This is a genomic window from Pseudomonas sp. NPDC079367 (assembly GCF_044542195.1).
Lineage (GTDB): Bacteria > Pseudomonadota > Gammaproteobacteria > Pseudomonadales > Pseudomonadaceae > Aquipseudomonas.
This window is the reverse complement of record NZ_JBITTW010000046.1, coordinates 33,607-48,061: the sequence shown is the minus strand read 5'-3', so window position 1 is coordinate 48,061 and position 14,455 is coordinate 33,607. Positions and strand designations below refer to the sequence as shown.

Genomic DNA, 14,455 nt, shown 5'->3' with positions numbered 1-14,455 from the left:
ACATGGCCAACAGGGAACGCATCATGATCGCGTCGGCAAAACCGCGCAGCAGCATGACCATGGCGACGATGATGTACATCACGCCGATTTTCTTGTGGTCGACCGAAGTCAGCCACTCGGTCCACAGGTACGTCCACTTCTTGAAGTAAGTGATCGCAGCGAACAGTGCCAGACCACCGAGGGCGATCATGGCGATGGTCACCATCACGATCGGCTCGTGGAATGGGACTGCTTCCCAACTTAATTTACCAAACATCGTTTACTCCTCTGCCCCGGCAGCTGAATGCGAACCCGCGTCAATATCCGTGGCCGCCACTTCTTTCTCTTTCTTCTCGTGCTTCAGCGGCTTGCCCGGTTTCATACCTTCGTACTTGTCGACGATGATCTGGAACTGGTTAGGCGTGACCGACGAGTAGAGCTCGACTGGGTTGTTCTGGCTCGGTTTGGCCAGGGCCGCGTATTCAGCCTGATCAAGCTGTTTAGGCGACTTCTTGACTTCATTTACCCAGGCGTCGAAATCTTCCTGAGTAGTGGAGATAGCCTTGAATTTCATACCGGTGAAACCGGCGCCGCTGTAGTTGGCGGAGATACCATCCATCTCAGCGTTGCGGTCGGCGATCAGGTGCAGCTTGGTCTGCATGCCCGCCATCGCGTAGATCTGGCCGCCCAGGCCCGGGATGAAGAACGAGTTCATCACGGCGTCGGAGGTGATCTTGAAGTTGATCGGCGTGTGCGCCGGGAACACGATCTTGTTGACCGTGGCAATGCCTTGTTCCGGGTAGATGAACAGCCACTTCCAGTCCAGCGCGACGACTTCGATAGTCACCGGCTTCACGTCAGACTCGATCGGACGATACGGGTCCAGCTCGTGAGTCGAGATGTAAGTGATGTAGCCCAGGGCGATGATGATCAGCACCGGGATGGTCCATACGGCCACTTCGATCTTGGTCGAGTGCGACCACTTCGGCGTGTAGACAGCGTTCTTGTTCGAAGCGCGGTACTTCCAGGCAAACAGGAAGGTCATGACGATGACCGGCACGACGACCAACAGCATCAGCAGCGTGGCGGTGATGATCAGGTTGCGCTGTTCCAGGCCGACCTGGCCCGTTGGATTGAGCAAGGTCATGTTGCAGCCTCCAGCAACAACGTGCCGAGCAGCGGCACTAGGCCTAGTAATCTGGGGTACCTGTTTTTACTCATCTCACGACCTCTAAAGCAGCTTGCGCAATGCAGTTGGGTTTTGATCGCCAACACTTCACCCTGCCAAGGGTTGGCATTTTCTTTGGATTGAATAAGGGCCGCCCGTCGCGCGTTACACGCTCGACAAAACCTTGGGACAGCGTTCAGTTCTTATTCGAATTCGTGGTCAAAGGCCTTGTTACAGACCAATTCCATTTGGTGCGGAAAATTGGAAAGGCACCGACACCAGGGTGTCTTGAAAGCCTCGCGGCTCGCTCGACACCCGACCTCCTGATCAGTTCCTTGATAAAGGCTGAACAGCGCCGGGAATTCAGTGCGGGCGATTGTAGATAGGTAGCGCCCTATACACCATGTCTTATCCCGAAATAATTTTTATCACTCAGAGCAACAATCCATCGCCATTTTTGCAAAAGTTGCGCAAGTTATCGAAAGCGTTTCTCAATAAAAGCGACAAAATCCGCCAGCGTAAGCGCCTCAAATCAGACAGCTCTGCACCCGATCTACAACCGCTGGATCAGCGCAAAGCCCGATGTTCCAAGGGCTTCGCCCATCTGCCGGCGCCTGTTAAAACTGCCTGCTCTGGTACGTCCGTGCTGAAGCCCGAAAACGCTGAAACTGGCCAATGTTTTTATGTAACAGGCGGCCAATCCGCCGCATCCCGAGTCCCTGCGACAGCCCGCGTGTGACAACATGTCGCACATTTGCCGCACGCTTCATTGCCGTTCGTCACGGTGTTTTCACAAACGCTCTGAAATGCAAAACGCCCCGATTTTCAGCAGCGAAAATCGGGGCGTTTTGTTTATCGGCAGCTGTGCCGAGAAGTTGACTCAGCGCAGCGCTTTTCGATTACGCGAAGTCAGCAGCGGCACCAGAATCACCACCAGCACGAACGCTACCAGCGCCCATTGTGCCAGCGACAGGCCGAGGATCGGCGGATACGGCGTCGAGCAAAAACCATCGACCTGGAAGCCCAGCGGGAAGATCTTCGCCAGTGGCAGATCATCGACAATCGGCTGCAGCACATCGACCCCACAACTCACCGCCGGATAGAACTGCGTATAGACGTGATGCCCGGCTACTGCGGCGCCAGCAATCGCACAGACCACCACCAGCGTCTCGAATACGGTGATGCTGCGACGGCTGCGCATGCCTGCGCCGATAAAGGCGAACAGTGCAATCAGCAACAGCGCATAGCGCTGCAGGATGCACAGCGGGCACGGTGCCTCGCCTAACACGACCTGCATGTACAACGCACCGCCGATCAACGCCAGACAGATGATCCCCAGCAGCATCAGATAGCGCCGCTCACGTCCCAACCGCATCGTTTCCTCGCTCATTGCCTTTCCTTTGTAAGTCCATGGTTCAGCCGGCTGGCAGCTGAAATTGTCGCAAGTCTACACCGGGGCAATAAACGATAGAGCGGTTAAGGAATGATTAACCTCGTGTCGGAATTGGCGTCGAGCCCTTCGCGAGCAAGCCTGCTCCCACATTAGACCGTGCCTTGCACACAATTTGTGCTGGACGCAGCTTCGGTGTGGGAGCGGGCTTGCTCGCCAATGCAGGCGCCTCGCTTTCAGATTCACTCCAGAGCAGAAGCCGGCCCGAAGAACTCGTAGCGGCTCTGCTTCTCCGGCACGCCCAACGCTTTCAAATGCCGTTTGATCGCGCCCATGAACCCTTTCGGCCCGAGGAAGTACGCATCGACATCACGCTGCGCCGGCAGCCATTCGCCGAGCTGTTCCTGACTCAACAAGCCGACCTTGTCCGCCGCCGGGCTGACACCATCCTCCTCGGCGTAGCAATAGAAACGCTTGAGCTGCGGATGACGCGCCGCCAGTCCATCGACCCAGTCACGGAATGCGTGAACGCTGCCGTTGCGCGCGCAGTGGATAAAGTGCACCGGACGTTCGGTCGCCAGCGCGGCTTCCAACATCGCCAACGTCGGGGTGATGCCGACGCCGCCACTGATCAGCACCAGCGGCTTGTCGCTGGCCGCCAGGGTGAATTCGCCCGACGGCGGGAACAGTTGGATGCTCGAGCCGACGTTCAGCTGATCATGCAAGTAGTTGGACGCGCGACCATTCGGTTCACGCTTGACGCTGATGCGGTACTGACCGTTATTGGCCAGTGCCGACAGCGAATAGTTGCGGCGGATTTCTTCGCCATCGAGGATCAGCTTCATGCCGATGTACTGACCCGGCTCGACCGCAAGAATCGGCCCTTTGTCCGCCGGTTCGAAGTAGAACGAGGTGATCTCCGCGCTCTCCTGTACTTTCGCCGCGACGATGAATTCACGCGCACCGCGCCAGCCACCGACGGCGTGTTCCTTCTGGTCATAGATAGCGGTTTCCGCGCCGATCAGGATGTCGGCCAGTTGCCCGTACGCAGCGCCCCAGGCACTCATCACCTCAGGCGTGGCGATCTCTTCGCCGAGCACTTCGCAAATGGCGCGCAGCAGGCAGGTGCCAACAATGGGGTAATGCTCCGGCAGAATCTGCAGGGCGACGTGTTTGTTGATGATCTTCGCCACCAGATCGCCCAACTGGTCGAGTTGATCGATGTGCCGGGCGTACATCAGCACGCCGTTGGCCAAGGCACGCGGCTGATCGCCACTGGCCTGATGCGCCTGGTTGAACAGCGGGCGCACCTCCGGGTATTCGGAGAGCATCATGCGATAGAAATGCGTGATCAACGCCTCGCCGCCGCTTTCCAGCAGAGGCACGGTGGACTTGACGATGGCACGATCCTGGACGCTAAGCATAAGGTGACTCCTGCGCTTTCTTGAAAGATTGCCTTAGGGATATCAGCTTTCGTGCCAACTAATTAATGCTTTAGAATCAATAGCTTGAAATCGACATAGTCATTTCGACACAAATGGACGTATAGTCATCGCGACTACACCTTGTCTCTTTGACTACATACCCATGACCGCCAAATCCTTGCTTACCGCCCTGCTGCCTCTGGTCGCCGACCTGTCCCGCGAACTGCCCGAAGGTGAGCGCTACCGGCGCCTGCTTGAGGCCATGCGCGCCTTGCTTCCTTGCGATGCCGCCGCGTTGTTGCGTCTGGATGGCGAATCACTGGTGCCGCTGGCGGTGGATGGTTTGAGTACCGACACCCTCGGCCGGCGCTTCAAAGTCAGCGAGCACCCGCGCTTCGAAATTCTCCTGGCCGGTGCCGGGCCGACGCGCTTCGCTGCCGACAGCGAGCTGCCCGATCCCTATGACGGGCTGGTCGACGGCCTCGACGATCACCTCGAGGTTCACGACTGCCTCGGCTGTCCTTTATTTGTTGATGAAAAACTCTGGGGCCTGATCACCCTTGATGCGCTTGATCCCGAGCGTTTCGAGCCGATCGAGCTCGATGCCCTGCAAGCCTTCGCCAGCCTCGCCTCGGCCACGGTCAACGCTGCCGAACGCATCGAACGTCTGGCCACTCGTGCCGAGGACGAACATCAGCGCGCCGAGGTTTACCGTCAGGCCAGCGGCCAGCAGAACCGCGAAATGATCGGCCAGAGCAAAGCGCACAAACGTCTGGTGGAAGAAATCAATCTGGTCGGCGGCAGCGACCTGACCGTTCTGATCACCGGCGAAACCGGCGTCGGCAAAGAGCTGGTCGCCCAAGCCATTCACGCTGCTTCCGCGCGCGCCGACAAACCGATCATCAGCCTCAACTGCGCCGCCCTCCCCGACACACTGGTAGAAAGCGAATTGTTCGGCCACGTGCGCGGCGCTTTCACCGGCGCCACCAGCGACCGTCGCGGCAAGTTCGAACTGGCCAATGGCGGCACGTTGTTTCTTGACGAAGTTGGCGAGCTGTCGCTGACGGTTCAGGCCAAGTTGCTGCGCGTACTGCAGAGCGGTCAGTTGCAGCGCCTGGGTTCGGACCAGGAGCATCAGGTTGATGTGCGTTTGATTGCGGCGACCAATCGCGATCTGGCCGAGGAGGTGCGAAGCGGTCGCTACCGCGCCGACTTCTATCACCGCTTGAGCGTGTATCCGCTGCGAGTGCCGGCGCTGCGTGATCGTGGGCGTGATGTGTTGTTGCTCAGTGGTTTCTTTCTCGAGCAGAACCGCTCGCGCATGGGCCTCAATAGCCTGCGCTTGAACAGTGATGCTCAGGAAGCGCTGCTGGCCTATACCTGGCCGGGCAATGTCCGTGAGCTGGAGCACCTGATCGGGCGCAGTGCGCTCAAAGCGCTGGGTAACTGCAAGGTGCGGCCAAAGATTCTGAGCCTGAGTGCGGCGGATCTGGATTTGCCGCATGAGGTTGTCGATCACGTGCTTGCGCCTGTCGACGCAGGCTTGGCCAAAGCAATGCCGATGGTCGGCGCCGATTTGCGTACTGCGACGGATGAGTTTCAGCGGCGCTTGATCAACGCCGCACTTGAGCGTCATCAGCATAATTGGGCGAGTGCGGCGCGGGAGCTGGGGGTGGATCGGGCGAACCTTGGGCGGATGGCCAAGCGTTTGGGGATGAAAGGCTGACGAGCCAATAGCCTAAAGCCCACCCCGATCACGCCGATAACCCGGCATCAAAGGTTTCTGGCGATTTCCACTCTCGCCCATCCACAGAAGGTTCTTATGTCCTCCACCAAAGCCCGCGCAGATTCACTTTCGCTTCTGCTGTTTACCTTGCGCAGCGGCAAGCTGATGGCGATCAACCTGCTGAAAGTCAGTGAAATCATCCCCTGTCCGCCGCTGACCAAGCTGCCGGAGTCGCACCCGCACGTCAAAGGCATCGCCTCGCTGCGCGGTGCCTCGCTGTCGGTGATCGACCTCAGCCGCGCCATCGGCGAGCGGCCGCTGGAAGATCCCAACGGTGGCTGCCTGATCGTCACCGATGTCAGCCGCTCCAAGCAGGGTCTGCACGTGCAAGCGGTGAGCAAGATCGTTCACTGCCTGACCACCGACATCAAGCCGCCACCGTTCGGCTCTGGCGGCTCGCGCGCCTACATCACCGGCGTGACCTCGGTAGACGGTACGCTGGTGCAGGTGCTGGACATCGAAAAAGTCATTCACAGCATCGCCCCGGCGCAGATCGAAATGGCGCCGACCGACCTGACCATGGAAGACGCCGAAGTGCTCGGCAACGCGCGCATTCTGGTGGTCGACGACAGCCAGGTGGCATTGCAACAATCGGTGCACACCCTGCGCAACCTCGGCCTGCAATGCCATACCGCGCGCAGTGCCAAGGAAGCGATCGATTGCCTGCTCGACCTGCAGGGCACCGCGCAGCAGATCAACCTGATCGTCTCGGACATCGAAATGTCGGAAATGGACGGCTACGCGTTCACCCGCACCCTGCGCGAGACCCCGGATTTCGCTCATTTGTATGTGCTGCTGCACACCTCGCTCGACAGCGCGATGAACAGCGAAAAGGCTCGACTGGCCGGTGCCAACGCGGTGTTGACCAAGTTTTCCTCGCCGGAACTGACCCAACGTCTGATCGAAGCCGCCAAGCACGTCGCGGCCAACGGGCACTGAGTGTTGGCCGAGACGTTTTGCTTTCTGCTGCGCCGCGATTTGAGCGGGGTTCTGCCGGATGCGCAGTGGCCGGAGGGGATTGAGCTGTCCGTCTACCGCGAGGAAATGGCGCCGGCAGTGCATCAGTTGATGCAGCTCGGACAGCTGGAAGGTGGCGGTCGGGTACCGTCACTCGAGCAATGGCAGCAGCGGTTTGTCAGCGATCCTGAATATGATCCGGCGTTATGTTTCGTTGCCTGTGATACCGAGGGCGTGGTGGGCGTGGCGCAATGCTGGACCAGTGCCTATATCAAGAATCTGGTGGTGCACCCGCGAATGCAGGGCCGGGGGCTGGGGCGAGCGTTGTTGCTGTACGCCTTCAGTGTCTTTCAACAGCGGCGCGAGGGTTTTGTCGATTTGAGGGTTCTGGAGGACAACCTGCGGGCGCGGTGGTTGTATGAGAGTGTCGGGATGTGTGTGGTCCGCCGGGAATTGGTACCGGAATGATTAAAGTCAAAAGATCGCAGCCTTCGGCAGCTCCTACAGGAAACCGCATTTCCATGTAGGAGCTGCCGAAGGCTGCGATCTTTTAGCGGTGCCCCAGGCAACAAAACTCTTCAGGCAGACTCAAACCTTGGCCATAACCAAGGATGCCCCAACCATGAAAGCCATCACCCTGGCCCTGCTCAGCCTCACCGCTCTCGCCTCCCAGGCCCACGCCTCCAGCCCCGACGCCTGGGCCGCCTACGACAAGACCGTACTCGCCAGTTGCACCAAGGCCAGCGGTTTGAAAAACGTCAAACCGGTCGGCACGCCCGCGCAATTCGACGACCGCGTCGGTTACACCGCCGTTCTGCTGCAAGGCCAATACCCGCAAAAACACATGAAAGGCCAGCAAGGCAGCGAGCTGTGCCTGTACAACAAACAGTCGAAAACCGCGTTCGTCACCGAGTGGGATTCGATTCGCCCGCCAGCGAAAACCTACTGACTGGCGCAGTCCTTGCTTCGATCCGGTTCTGTGCGATGGTTTTCCGCCATCGTTTCACACCTGGATTGAAGACCGATCGCTCAATGAATACGACGTTTTCCTGCGTAGGCTGCGGCAAGTGCTGCACCGACCACCATGTTCCGCTGACGCTGGCCGAAGCCCGCATGTGGGCGGCGGATGGTGGTCAGGTGATCGTGCTGGTCGAGGCATTTCTCGGCAATGGCCTGGGCCTGCCGCCGCAGCAGCGCGAACATGCCGAACGCCGTTCGACGATGGTTCGCAGCGGTGCCACTGATGCTCATGTGGCGATTACCTTTGCCGCTTATAACGTCGGCCCCTGCCGGAATCTTGACGAGGACAAGCGCTGCCGGATCTACGAGCGGCGTCCGCTGGTGTGCCGGATATACCCGGCGGAAATCAATCCGCATATCCCGCTCAACCCGGCTGCCAAGGATTGCCCGCCAGAGTCCTGGGAGCAAGGGCCGGAGCTGATTGTGGGAGGCGAGCTGGTTGATCGGGAACTGGTTGAGCTGATCCAGCGTTCGCGTCAGGCGGATCGGGATGACATCCAACTCAAGGATGCGATCTGCGCCACGCTGGGGATCCGCACTACCGCGCTCAAGGGTGACGGGTTTACCGCGTACTTGCCGAACATGGATGCGTTTGCAGCGGTGATTGACCAAGTGAGCGCGCAACCGCTGGCGGCGCGAACCAGTGAATGGCTGTTTCATTTGTCCGGCGATGATGTCGCCGGGCAAGTGCTGGCAGCCGGGGGGCAGGTGGTGACTGAACCGGCGCAGACTTATGCGTTTATTTCATTGCGCGCGGCTTGATCTGATATTTGTGCTGTAGCGGCTGTCGCATTCGCGAGCAAGCTCGCTCCCACATTGGATCTGCGCCAAACACAAACCTGTGGGAGCGAGCCTGCTCGCGAAGAGGCCAGCACCATCACTTTCCGATGTCAGCGCTTGCCCATCGACCGACGCGTGCCCGGCGGCGCCATGCCCGGGGTTTTGGTGTGGCCATTCTTCGCGCCATTTTTGTACCACGGCTGATTCGAGCCTTTCGCCGAAGCCAGCTCGCCCGGTTTGAACGGGAACTTGAACGCCGGGATCTCGGCCTTGGTTTCGCTGGCGTCAGCCACTTCAGCCGGGACGTCGCTCACAGCATCGTCAACCGGCGGTTGGGTTGGGGAAGTCATAGAAGCTCCGGGAACAAAAAGTCGGCCCGATCAGTGAGCCGCAAAGGCGCGCAGTATACCTGTGCGCTCTGGCTCGGCATCTGAAGATTTGCGGGATGCGCTGAATGGCTGCCTGGCATTGTCACTGCGTGATGATATTTCAGTTCATGCGACGCTGAACGTCACCCAACAACTGCGACGTGCTCTCCAGCAATTGCTCAAGAAGCGCGTCATCTTCATCCATGTAGCCTTCATATTCGGCGAGATTGCGCCGCTCATGGCACAGCGCAAACAATCGCACCTGAACCTTGCTGCTTTGAGTGGTATGGATCAGACACTGGAATACCAGATAGCGCTTGTCCGATCGATAGCCACTCAAGCGAAGAGCTGTCAGCGCCAGCGCGTGAGCGGCGTTGTAGGCCAAATCGAACCGGCTGGAAAACGGCAGTGTGCAAGTGTGCGCATCCTTGAGCCTGTCCAAAGCCGAGCGCAACAGACCCTCACACTCCTTGCGGTCAGGTGGCTCCACTTTCAGTACACCGCTACGTAGAAGATTCTCCAGACTCTCGTTGCTGCCCATCCTTGGACTCCAAAGGGTTTGCCCCTGACAGATCGATTTTTTCCTGCTGCATCACTCGCATGACAAAACTGTTCTGTGCCGCCAGCTTCCTGGCCCAGTCTTGCGGGGTGTATAGCGTCGGGTTGATGGGACGCCCCAATTGCTCCTCCAACGGCATGAGTCGCTCCATCAACTCACTGTAGTGCAGGCCTTCGCCAATCAGCATGAGATCTATGTCACTGAGTGGGTTCGCCGAGTTTTTGGCGATGGAGCCATACACGAACGCCCACGTGATCTGTTCGGCAAACGGTTCTAATGCCTGACGAAGAGGCTCGGCAAAACCGAATGTCTTGCGCGTGATGCCCAGAAGCTCCGCGTAGATAGGACATGCGGGATTGGCCTGGTAATGGGTCTGGTTACCCACTCGTGTCATGCTGAGGATCCCGGCTCGTTGCAATCGATCGAGTTCACGCATCAGGCCGCCTTTGCCAACCTGTGCCCAGCGCACGATTTCGTTGGCGTAGAAGGTCTGGTCGGGTTTGCCAAACAACAATCCCAACACTTTTTGCTGGGTGGCGGTGAACAGGGCTTCGCTTAAAGAAAGGTTTTCCACTGGCGCAAACCGATGAGTCCCAAAACAGGAACGATAGGTCCCTTTTAGGGACTTATCAACACAACGGTAATCGCAGCTACTGCAATGAACGGAGGAAACTGACAATCTTGACAGCCAGCCGTCACCCTGCCGACCGCCTGACCGGTTTATAACTGGCCAATCTGCCCAAACTCCAGACTTCGGCGCCGCGCATGTCACTCCAGAAAAAACCAATCCTGCTCGCCACTTTCCTGATTTTGTTGGCCGCCGCCGGCCTGTGGTTTGCACTCAAACCGGCGCCGACCAAACTGGCCAGCCCGACTGCCATTCCCGTGCGCGTGGTAACGGTGAGTGCCAAAGACGTGCCGCGCTACACCAGCGGCATCGGCTCGGTGCTCTCGTTGCATAGCGTGGTGGTGCGTCCGCAGATCGACGGCATTCTGACGAAGATCCTGGTCAAGGAAGGCCAACCGGTCAAAGCAGGCGAGCTGCTCGCGACCATCGATGACCGTTCGATCCGCGCCAACCTCGATCAGGCGCGGGCGCAGTTGGGTGAGAGTCAGGCGCAGTTGCAGGTCGCGCTGGTCAATCTCAAACGCTACAAATTGCTCAGCGTCGACGACGGCGTGTCGAAACAGACCTTCGACCAGCAACAAGCGCTGGTCAACCAGCTCAAAGCCACCGCCCAGGGCAATCAGGCCTCGATCGATGCGGCGCAGGTGCAACTGTCTTACACGCAGATTCGCTCGCCGGTCACCGGACGCGTCGGTATTCGTACGGTCGATGAAGGCAATTTCCTGCGGATGACCGATACCCAAGGCCTGTTCACCGTGACTCAGATCGATCCGATCGCCGTCGAGTTCGCCCTGCCGCAGCAAATGCTGCCGACCCTGCAGAATCTGATCAGCGACCCGCAACGCGCGCCGGTCAAGGCTTACATTGGCGCCGACACCGATGGCGAAACCGCCAACCTGCTCGGCGAAGGTCACCTGACCCTGATCGACAACCAGATCAACGCCAACACCGGCACCATCCGCGCCAAGGCCGAATTTGCCAATGCCAGCCAAAAGCTCTGGCCGGGCTTGCTGGTGACGATAAAAATTCAGACGGCGGTAGATAAAGATGCGCTGCTGGTTCCACCGACCGTCGTACAACGCGGCCTCGATCAACACTTCGTTTATCGCGTGAAGGACGACAAGGTTGAAGCCGTGCCGGTGCAGATGGTCTATCAGGGCAGTGGTCAGGACATCATCAAAGGCGTCGATGCTGGTGACGTGCTGGTCACCGATGGCCAGTCGCGGCTCAAGCCCGGCTCGACCGTGCAAGTCATGAGCGAGCCGCCGCAGGTGGTGCAGGCGGAGCCCAAGCCATGAAATCGCACAGAGGCATCTCGACCTGGTGCATTGATCACCCGGTGGCGACCATTCTGCTGACCATCGCGCTGGTGCTGGTCGGGATCATTGCCTTCCCGCGCTTGCCGATCGCCCCGCTGCCGGAAGCGGAATTTCCGACCATCCAGGTCTCGGCGCAGTTGCCCGGCGCCAGCCCCGACACCATGGCTTCTTCCGTGGCCACGCCGCTGGAGGTGCAATTCAGCGCCATCCCCGGCATGACCCAGATGACCTCGAGCAGCGCGCTGGGCTCAACCCTGCTGACCTTGCAATTCACGCTCGACAAAAGCATCGACACTGCCGCGCAGGAAGTACAGGCGGCGATCAATACCGCCGCCGGCAAGTTGCCAAAAGACATGCCGACGCTGCCGACCTGGAAGAAGGTCAACCCGGCCGACAGCCCGGTGCTCATCCTTAGCGTGAGCTCGACGCAAATGCCCGGCACCGAACTCAGCGACCTGGTGGAAACCCTGCTCGCCCGACAGATCAGTCAGATCGACGGCGTCGGCCAGATCAACATCACCGGCCAGCAACGCCCGGCCATTCGCGTACAGGCCTCGGCCGACAAACTCGCCGCCATCGGCCTGACCCTCGCCGACATCAGACTGGCGATCCAGCAGACCAGCCTGAATCTTGCCAAAGGCGCGCTGTACGGCGATTCGAGCATTTCCACACTTTCGACCAACGACCAGTTGTTCCACCCGGAGGACTACAGCCAACTGATCGTTTCCTACAAGGATGGCGCCCCGGTTCACCTGCGCGATGTCGCCAAAGTCGTCAACGGTGCGGAAGATGCCTACGTGCAGGCCTGGGCCGGTGATCGCCCGGGGGTGAATCTGGTGATCTCGCGCCAGCCCGGCGCCAACATTGTTGAGACCGTTGACCGCATTCAAGCCGCCCTGCCCGGTCTCGAAGCCATGCTACCGGCCTCGGTACAGGTGAAAACCCTGATCGACCGTACCCAGACCATTCGCGCTTCGCTGCATGAAGTCGAGATCACCCTGTTGATCGCGATCCTGCTGGTGATCGCGGTAATGGCGCTGTTCCTGCGGCAGTTGTCGGCGACGCTGATTGTCTCGGCGGTGCTTGGCGTCTCACTGATTGCCAGTTTCGCCCTGATGTATGTGCTCGGTTTCAGCTTGAACAACCTGACGTTGGTGGCGATCGTCGTCGCGGTCGGCTTTGTGGTCGACGATGCGATCGTGGTGGTGGAAAACATCCACCGGCATCTGGAGGCCGGCGACGATATGCGCGAAGCCGCGATCAAAGGCGCGGGCGAGATCGGCTTCACCGTGGTATCGATCAGTTTCTCGCTGGTAGCGGCGTTTATTCCGCTGCTGTTCATGGGCGGAGTGGTCGGGCGACTGTTCAAGGAATTCGCCCTGACCGCGACTTCGACGATCATGATTTCAGTGGTGGTCTCGCTGACGCTGGCGCCCACCCTCGCCGCGCTGTTCATGCGCAAACCGCTGCATCACGCCAACGCCAGACCGGGGTTCAGCGAACGCCTGCTCAGTTGGTATGAAAAGGGCCTGCGCCGCGCCCTCGATCATCAGAAATTGACGATTGGTGTGTTCGGTTTATCGTTGGCGCTGGCTGTTGCCGGTTACATCTTTATCCCCAAGGGTTTCTTCCCGGTGCAGGACACCGGTTTCGTCCTCGGCACCACTGAAGCCGCTGCGGACATTTCCTACGGTGACATGGTGAAAAAACACTTGGCGATGGCCGAAATCGTCGCGGCCGATCCGGCGGTGCAAGCGTTTTCCCACTCGGTCGGTGTGTCCGGCAGCAACCAGACCATCGCCAACGGGCGCTTCTGGATCGCCCTGAAAAAACGCGGCGATCGCGATGTCAGCGCCAGCCAGTTCATCGACCGCATCCGCCCGCAACTGATGAAAGTGCCCGGCATCGTCCTGTATTTGCGCGCCGGGCAGGACATCAACCTCAGCTCCGGCCCGAGCCGTGCGCAGTACCAATACGTACTCAAGAGTAACGACGGCGCGACTCTCGCCACCTGGACTCAGCGCCTGACCGAAAAACTGCGCAGCAATCCGGCATTCCGCGACATTTCCAATGATCTGCAACTGGGCGGCAGCATCACCCACATCAGCATCGACCGCAGCGCGGCCGCGCGTTTCGGCCTGACTGCCAGCGATGTCGACGAGGCACTGTACGATGCGTTCGGCCAACGGCAGATCAATGAGTTCCAGACTCAGGTCAACCAGTACAACGTGATCCTGGAACTGGACACCCGACAACGCGGCAAGGCCGAAAGCCTCAACTATTTCTACCTGCGCTCACCGCTCAGCGGGGAAATGGTGCCGCTGTCGGCACTGGCCCGATTCGACGCGCCAACCATCGGCCCGCTGTCGATTGCCCATGACGGCATGTTCCCCGCCGCCAACCTGTCGTTCAACCTCGCGCCCGGCGTGGCGCTGGGCGATGCGGTGATTCTGCTCGATCAGGCCAAGGCCGAGATCGGCATGCCCACCGCGATCAGCGGCAATTTCCAGGGTGCGGCGCAAGCGTTCCAGAGCTCGCTGGCCAGCCAGCCGTGGCTGATTCTGGCGGCGCTGGTGGCGGTGTACATCATTCTCGGCGTGCTTTATGAAAGCTTCGTGCATCCGCTGACGATCATTTCGACATTGCCGGCGGCCGGTCTGGGCGCGGTGATCATGCTGTGGATCTGCGGCCAGGACTTTTCGATCATGGCGCTGATCGGCCTGGTGCTGCTGATCGGCATCGTCAAGAAGAACGGCATCCTGATGATCGACTTCGCCCTCGAGGCGCAGCGCCAGCGCGGCCTGGCGCCACAGGAAGCGATTTTCGAGGCGTGCATCACACGGTTCCGTCCGATCATCATGACCACCCTCGCCGCCCTGCTCGGCGCGTTGCCACTGATGCTCGGTTACGGCACCGGCGCCGAACTGCGCCAGCCACTGGGCATTGCCGTGGTCGGCGGTTTGCTGGTCAGCCAGATGCTGACGCTGTTCACCACGCCGGTCATATACTTATGGCTCGAGCGGCTGTTTCACCGGCCAGAACCAATGCCTGCAACGGCATTGGCGACCACAGACTGA

At 59.5% G+C, this 14,455-nt stretch carries 13 protein-coding genes and 2 pseudogenes; 8 read left to right on the top strand and 7 right to left on the bottom strand.

Annotation, left to right across the window (positions count from 1 at the left end; all coding sequences use genetic code 11):
• Both ACIGDJ_RS25050 and cyoA read right to left on the bottom strand, forming a co-directional pair.
• Positions 1–256 (bottom strand): annotated as a pseudogene (locus tag ACIGDJ_RS25050) (cytochrome o ubiquinol oxidase subunit I); the annotation flags it as partial.
• A 3-nt stretch (positions 257–259) separates the two neighbouring features.
• Positions 260–1,200 (bottom strand): annotated as a pseudogene (gene cyoA / locus ACIGDJ_RS25045) (ubiquinol oxidase subunit II).
• Between the two features lie 350 nt (positions 1,201–1,550).
• Here cyoA and ACIGDJ_RS25040 point away from each other — a divergent pair.
• Entirely contained in the window at positions 1,551–1,886 is a 336-nt protein-coding gene (locus tag ACIGDJ_RS25040; protein ID WP_157830929.1) for a hypothetical protein, read from the top strand.
• A gap of 141 nt (positions 1,887–2,027) precedes the next feature.
• Here ACIGDJ_RS25040 and ACIGDJ_RS25035 read toward each other — a convergent pair whose 3' ends face one another.
• Positions 2,028–2,537, bottom strand: a complete 510-nt coding sequence (locus ACIGDJ_RS25035; protein WP_397479856.1) for a disulfide bond formation protein B — start codon at positions 2,535–2,537, stop codon at positions 2,028–2,030.
• A 242-nt stretch (positions 2,538–2,779) separates the two neighbouring features.
• Positions 2,780–3,961 (bottom strand): NO-inducible flavohemoprotein, encoded by a 1,182-nt coding sequence (gene hmpA / locus ACIGDJ_RS25030; RefSeq protein ID WP_101161986.1) that lies wholly within the window; start codon positions 3,959–3,961, stop codon positions 2,780–2,782.
• A 163-nt stretch (positions 3,962–4,124) separates the two neighbouring features.
• Here hmpA and norR point away from each other — a divergent pair, with 163 nt between their 5' ends.
• The 5 genes from norR (at position 4,125) to ACIGDJ_RS25005 (ending at position 8,486) form a co-directional block, all read left to right on the top strand.
• Positions 4,125–5,687 (top strand): nitric oxide reductase transcriptional regulator NorR, encoded by a 1,563-nt coding sequence (gene norR / locus ACIGDJ_RS25025; protein ID WP_101161984.1) that lies wholly within the window; start codon positions 4,125–4,127, stop codon positions 5,685–5,687.
• Between the two features lie 96 nt (positions 5,688–5,783).
• On the top strand, positions 5,784–6,686 hold the full coding sequence (locus ACIGDJ_RS25020; RefSeq protein WP_016773296.1) for a chemotaxis protein CheV: 903 nt from the start codon (positions 5,784–5,786) through the stop codon (positions 6,684–6,686).
• Between the two features lie 3 nt (positions 6,687–6,689).
• Positions 6,690–7,172 (top strand): GNAT family N-acetyltransferase, encoded by a 483-nt coding sequence (locus tag ACIGDJ_RS25015; RefSeq protein ID WP_397479857.1) that lies wholly within the window; start codon positions 6,690–6,692, stop codon positions 7,170–7,172.
• A 154-nt stretch (positions 7,173–7,326) separates the two neighbouring features.
• The gene (locus tag ACIGDJ_RS25010) at positions 7,327–7,653 is read left to right on the top strand and encodes a hypothetical protein (protein ID WP_397479858.1); all 327 of its coding nucleotides are present in this window, start codon (positions 7,327–7,329) and stop codon (positions 7,651–7,653) included.
• Positions 7,654–7,736: 83 nt separating this feature from the next.
• Positions 7,737–8,486, top strand: coding sequence for a YkgJ family cysteine cluster protein (locus ACIGDJ_RS25005; protein WP_397479859.1), 750 nt, complete (start codon positions 7,737–7,739; stop codon positions 8,484–8,486).
• Positions 8,487–8,614: 128 nt separating this feature from the next.
• On the opposite strand, the gene ACIGDJ_RS25000 is transcribed toward ACIGDJ_RS25005, so the two are convergent.
• The 3 genes from ACIGDJ_RS25000 to ACIGDJ_RS24990 form a co-directional block, all read right to left on the bottom strand.
• Positions 8,615–8,854 (bottom strand): hypothetical protein, encoded by a 240-nt coding sequence (locus ACIGDJ_RS25000; protein WP_016773292.1) that lies wholly within the window; start codon positions 8,852–8,854, stop codon positions 8,615–8,617.
• Between the two features lie 139 nt (positions 8,855–8,993).
• Positions 8,994–9,413 (bottom strand): hypothetical protein, encoded by a 420-nt coding sequence (locus ACIGDJ_RS24995; protein ID WP_313000793.1) that lies wholly within the window; start codon positions 9,411–9,413, stop codon positions 8,994–8,996.
• Positions 9,376–10,005, bottom strand: a complete 630-nt coding sequence (locus ACIGDJ_RS24990; protein WP_313000791.1) for a nucleotidyltransferase domain-containing protein — start codon at positions 10,003–10,005, stop codon at positions 9,376–9,378. The genes ACIGDJ_RS24995 and ACIGDJ_RS24990 overlap by 38 nt, the downstream gene beginning before the upstream one ends.
• Before the next feature lie 191 nt (positions 10,006–10,196).
• On the opposite strand from ACIGDJ_RS24990, the gene ACIGDJ_RS24985 reads away from it, so the two are divergent.
• The gene (locus ACIGDJ_RS24985) at positions 10,197–11,357 is read left to right on the top strand and encodes an efflux RND transporter periplasmic adaptor subunit (protein WP_397479860.1); all 1,161 of its coding nucleotides are present in this window, start codon (positions 10,197–10,199) and stop codon (positions 11,355–11,357) included.
• A complete protein-coding gene (locus ACIGDJ_RS24980; RefSeq protein WP_397479861.1) occupies positions 11,354–14,455 on the top strand; it encodes a multidrug efflux RND transporter permease subunit in 3,102 nt (1,033 codons plus the stop codon). The genes ACIGDJ_RS24985 and ACIGDJ_RS24980 overlap by 4 nt, the downstream gene beginning before the upstream one ends.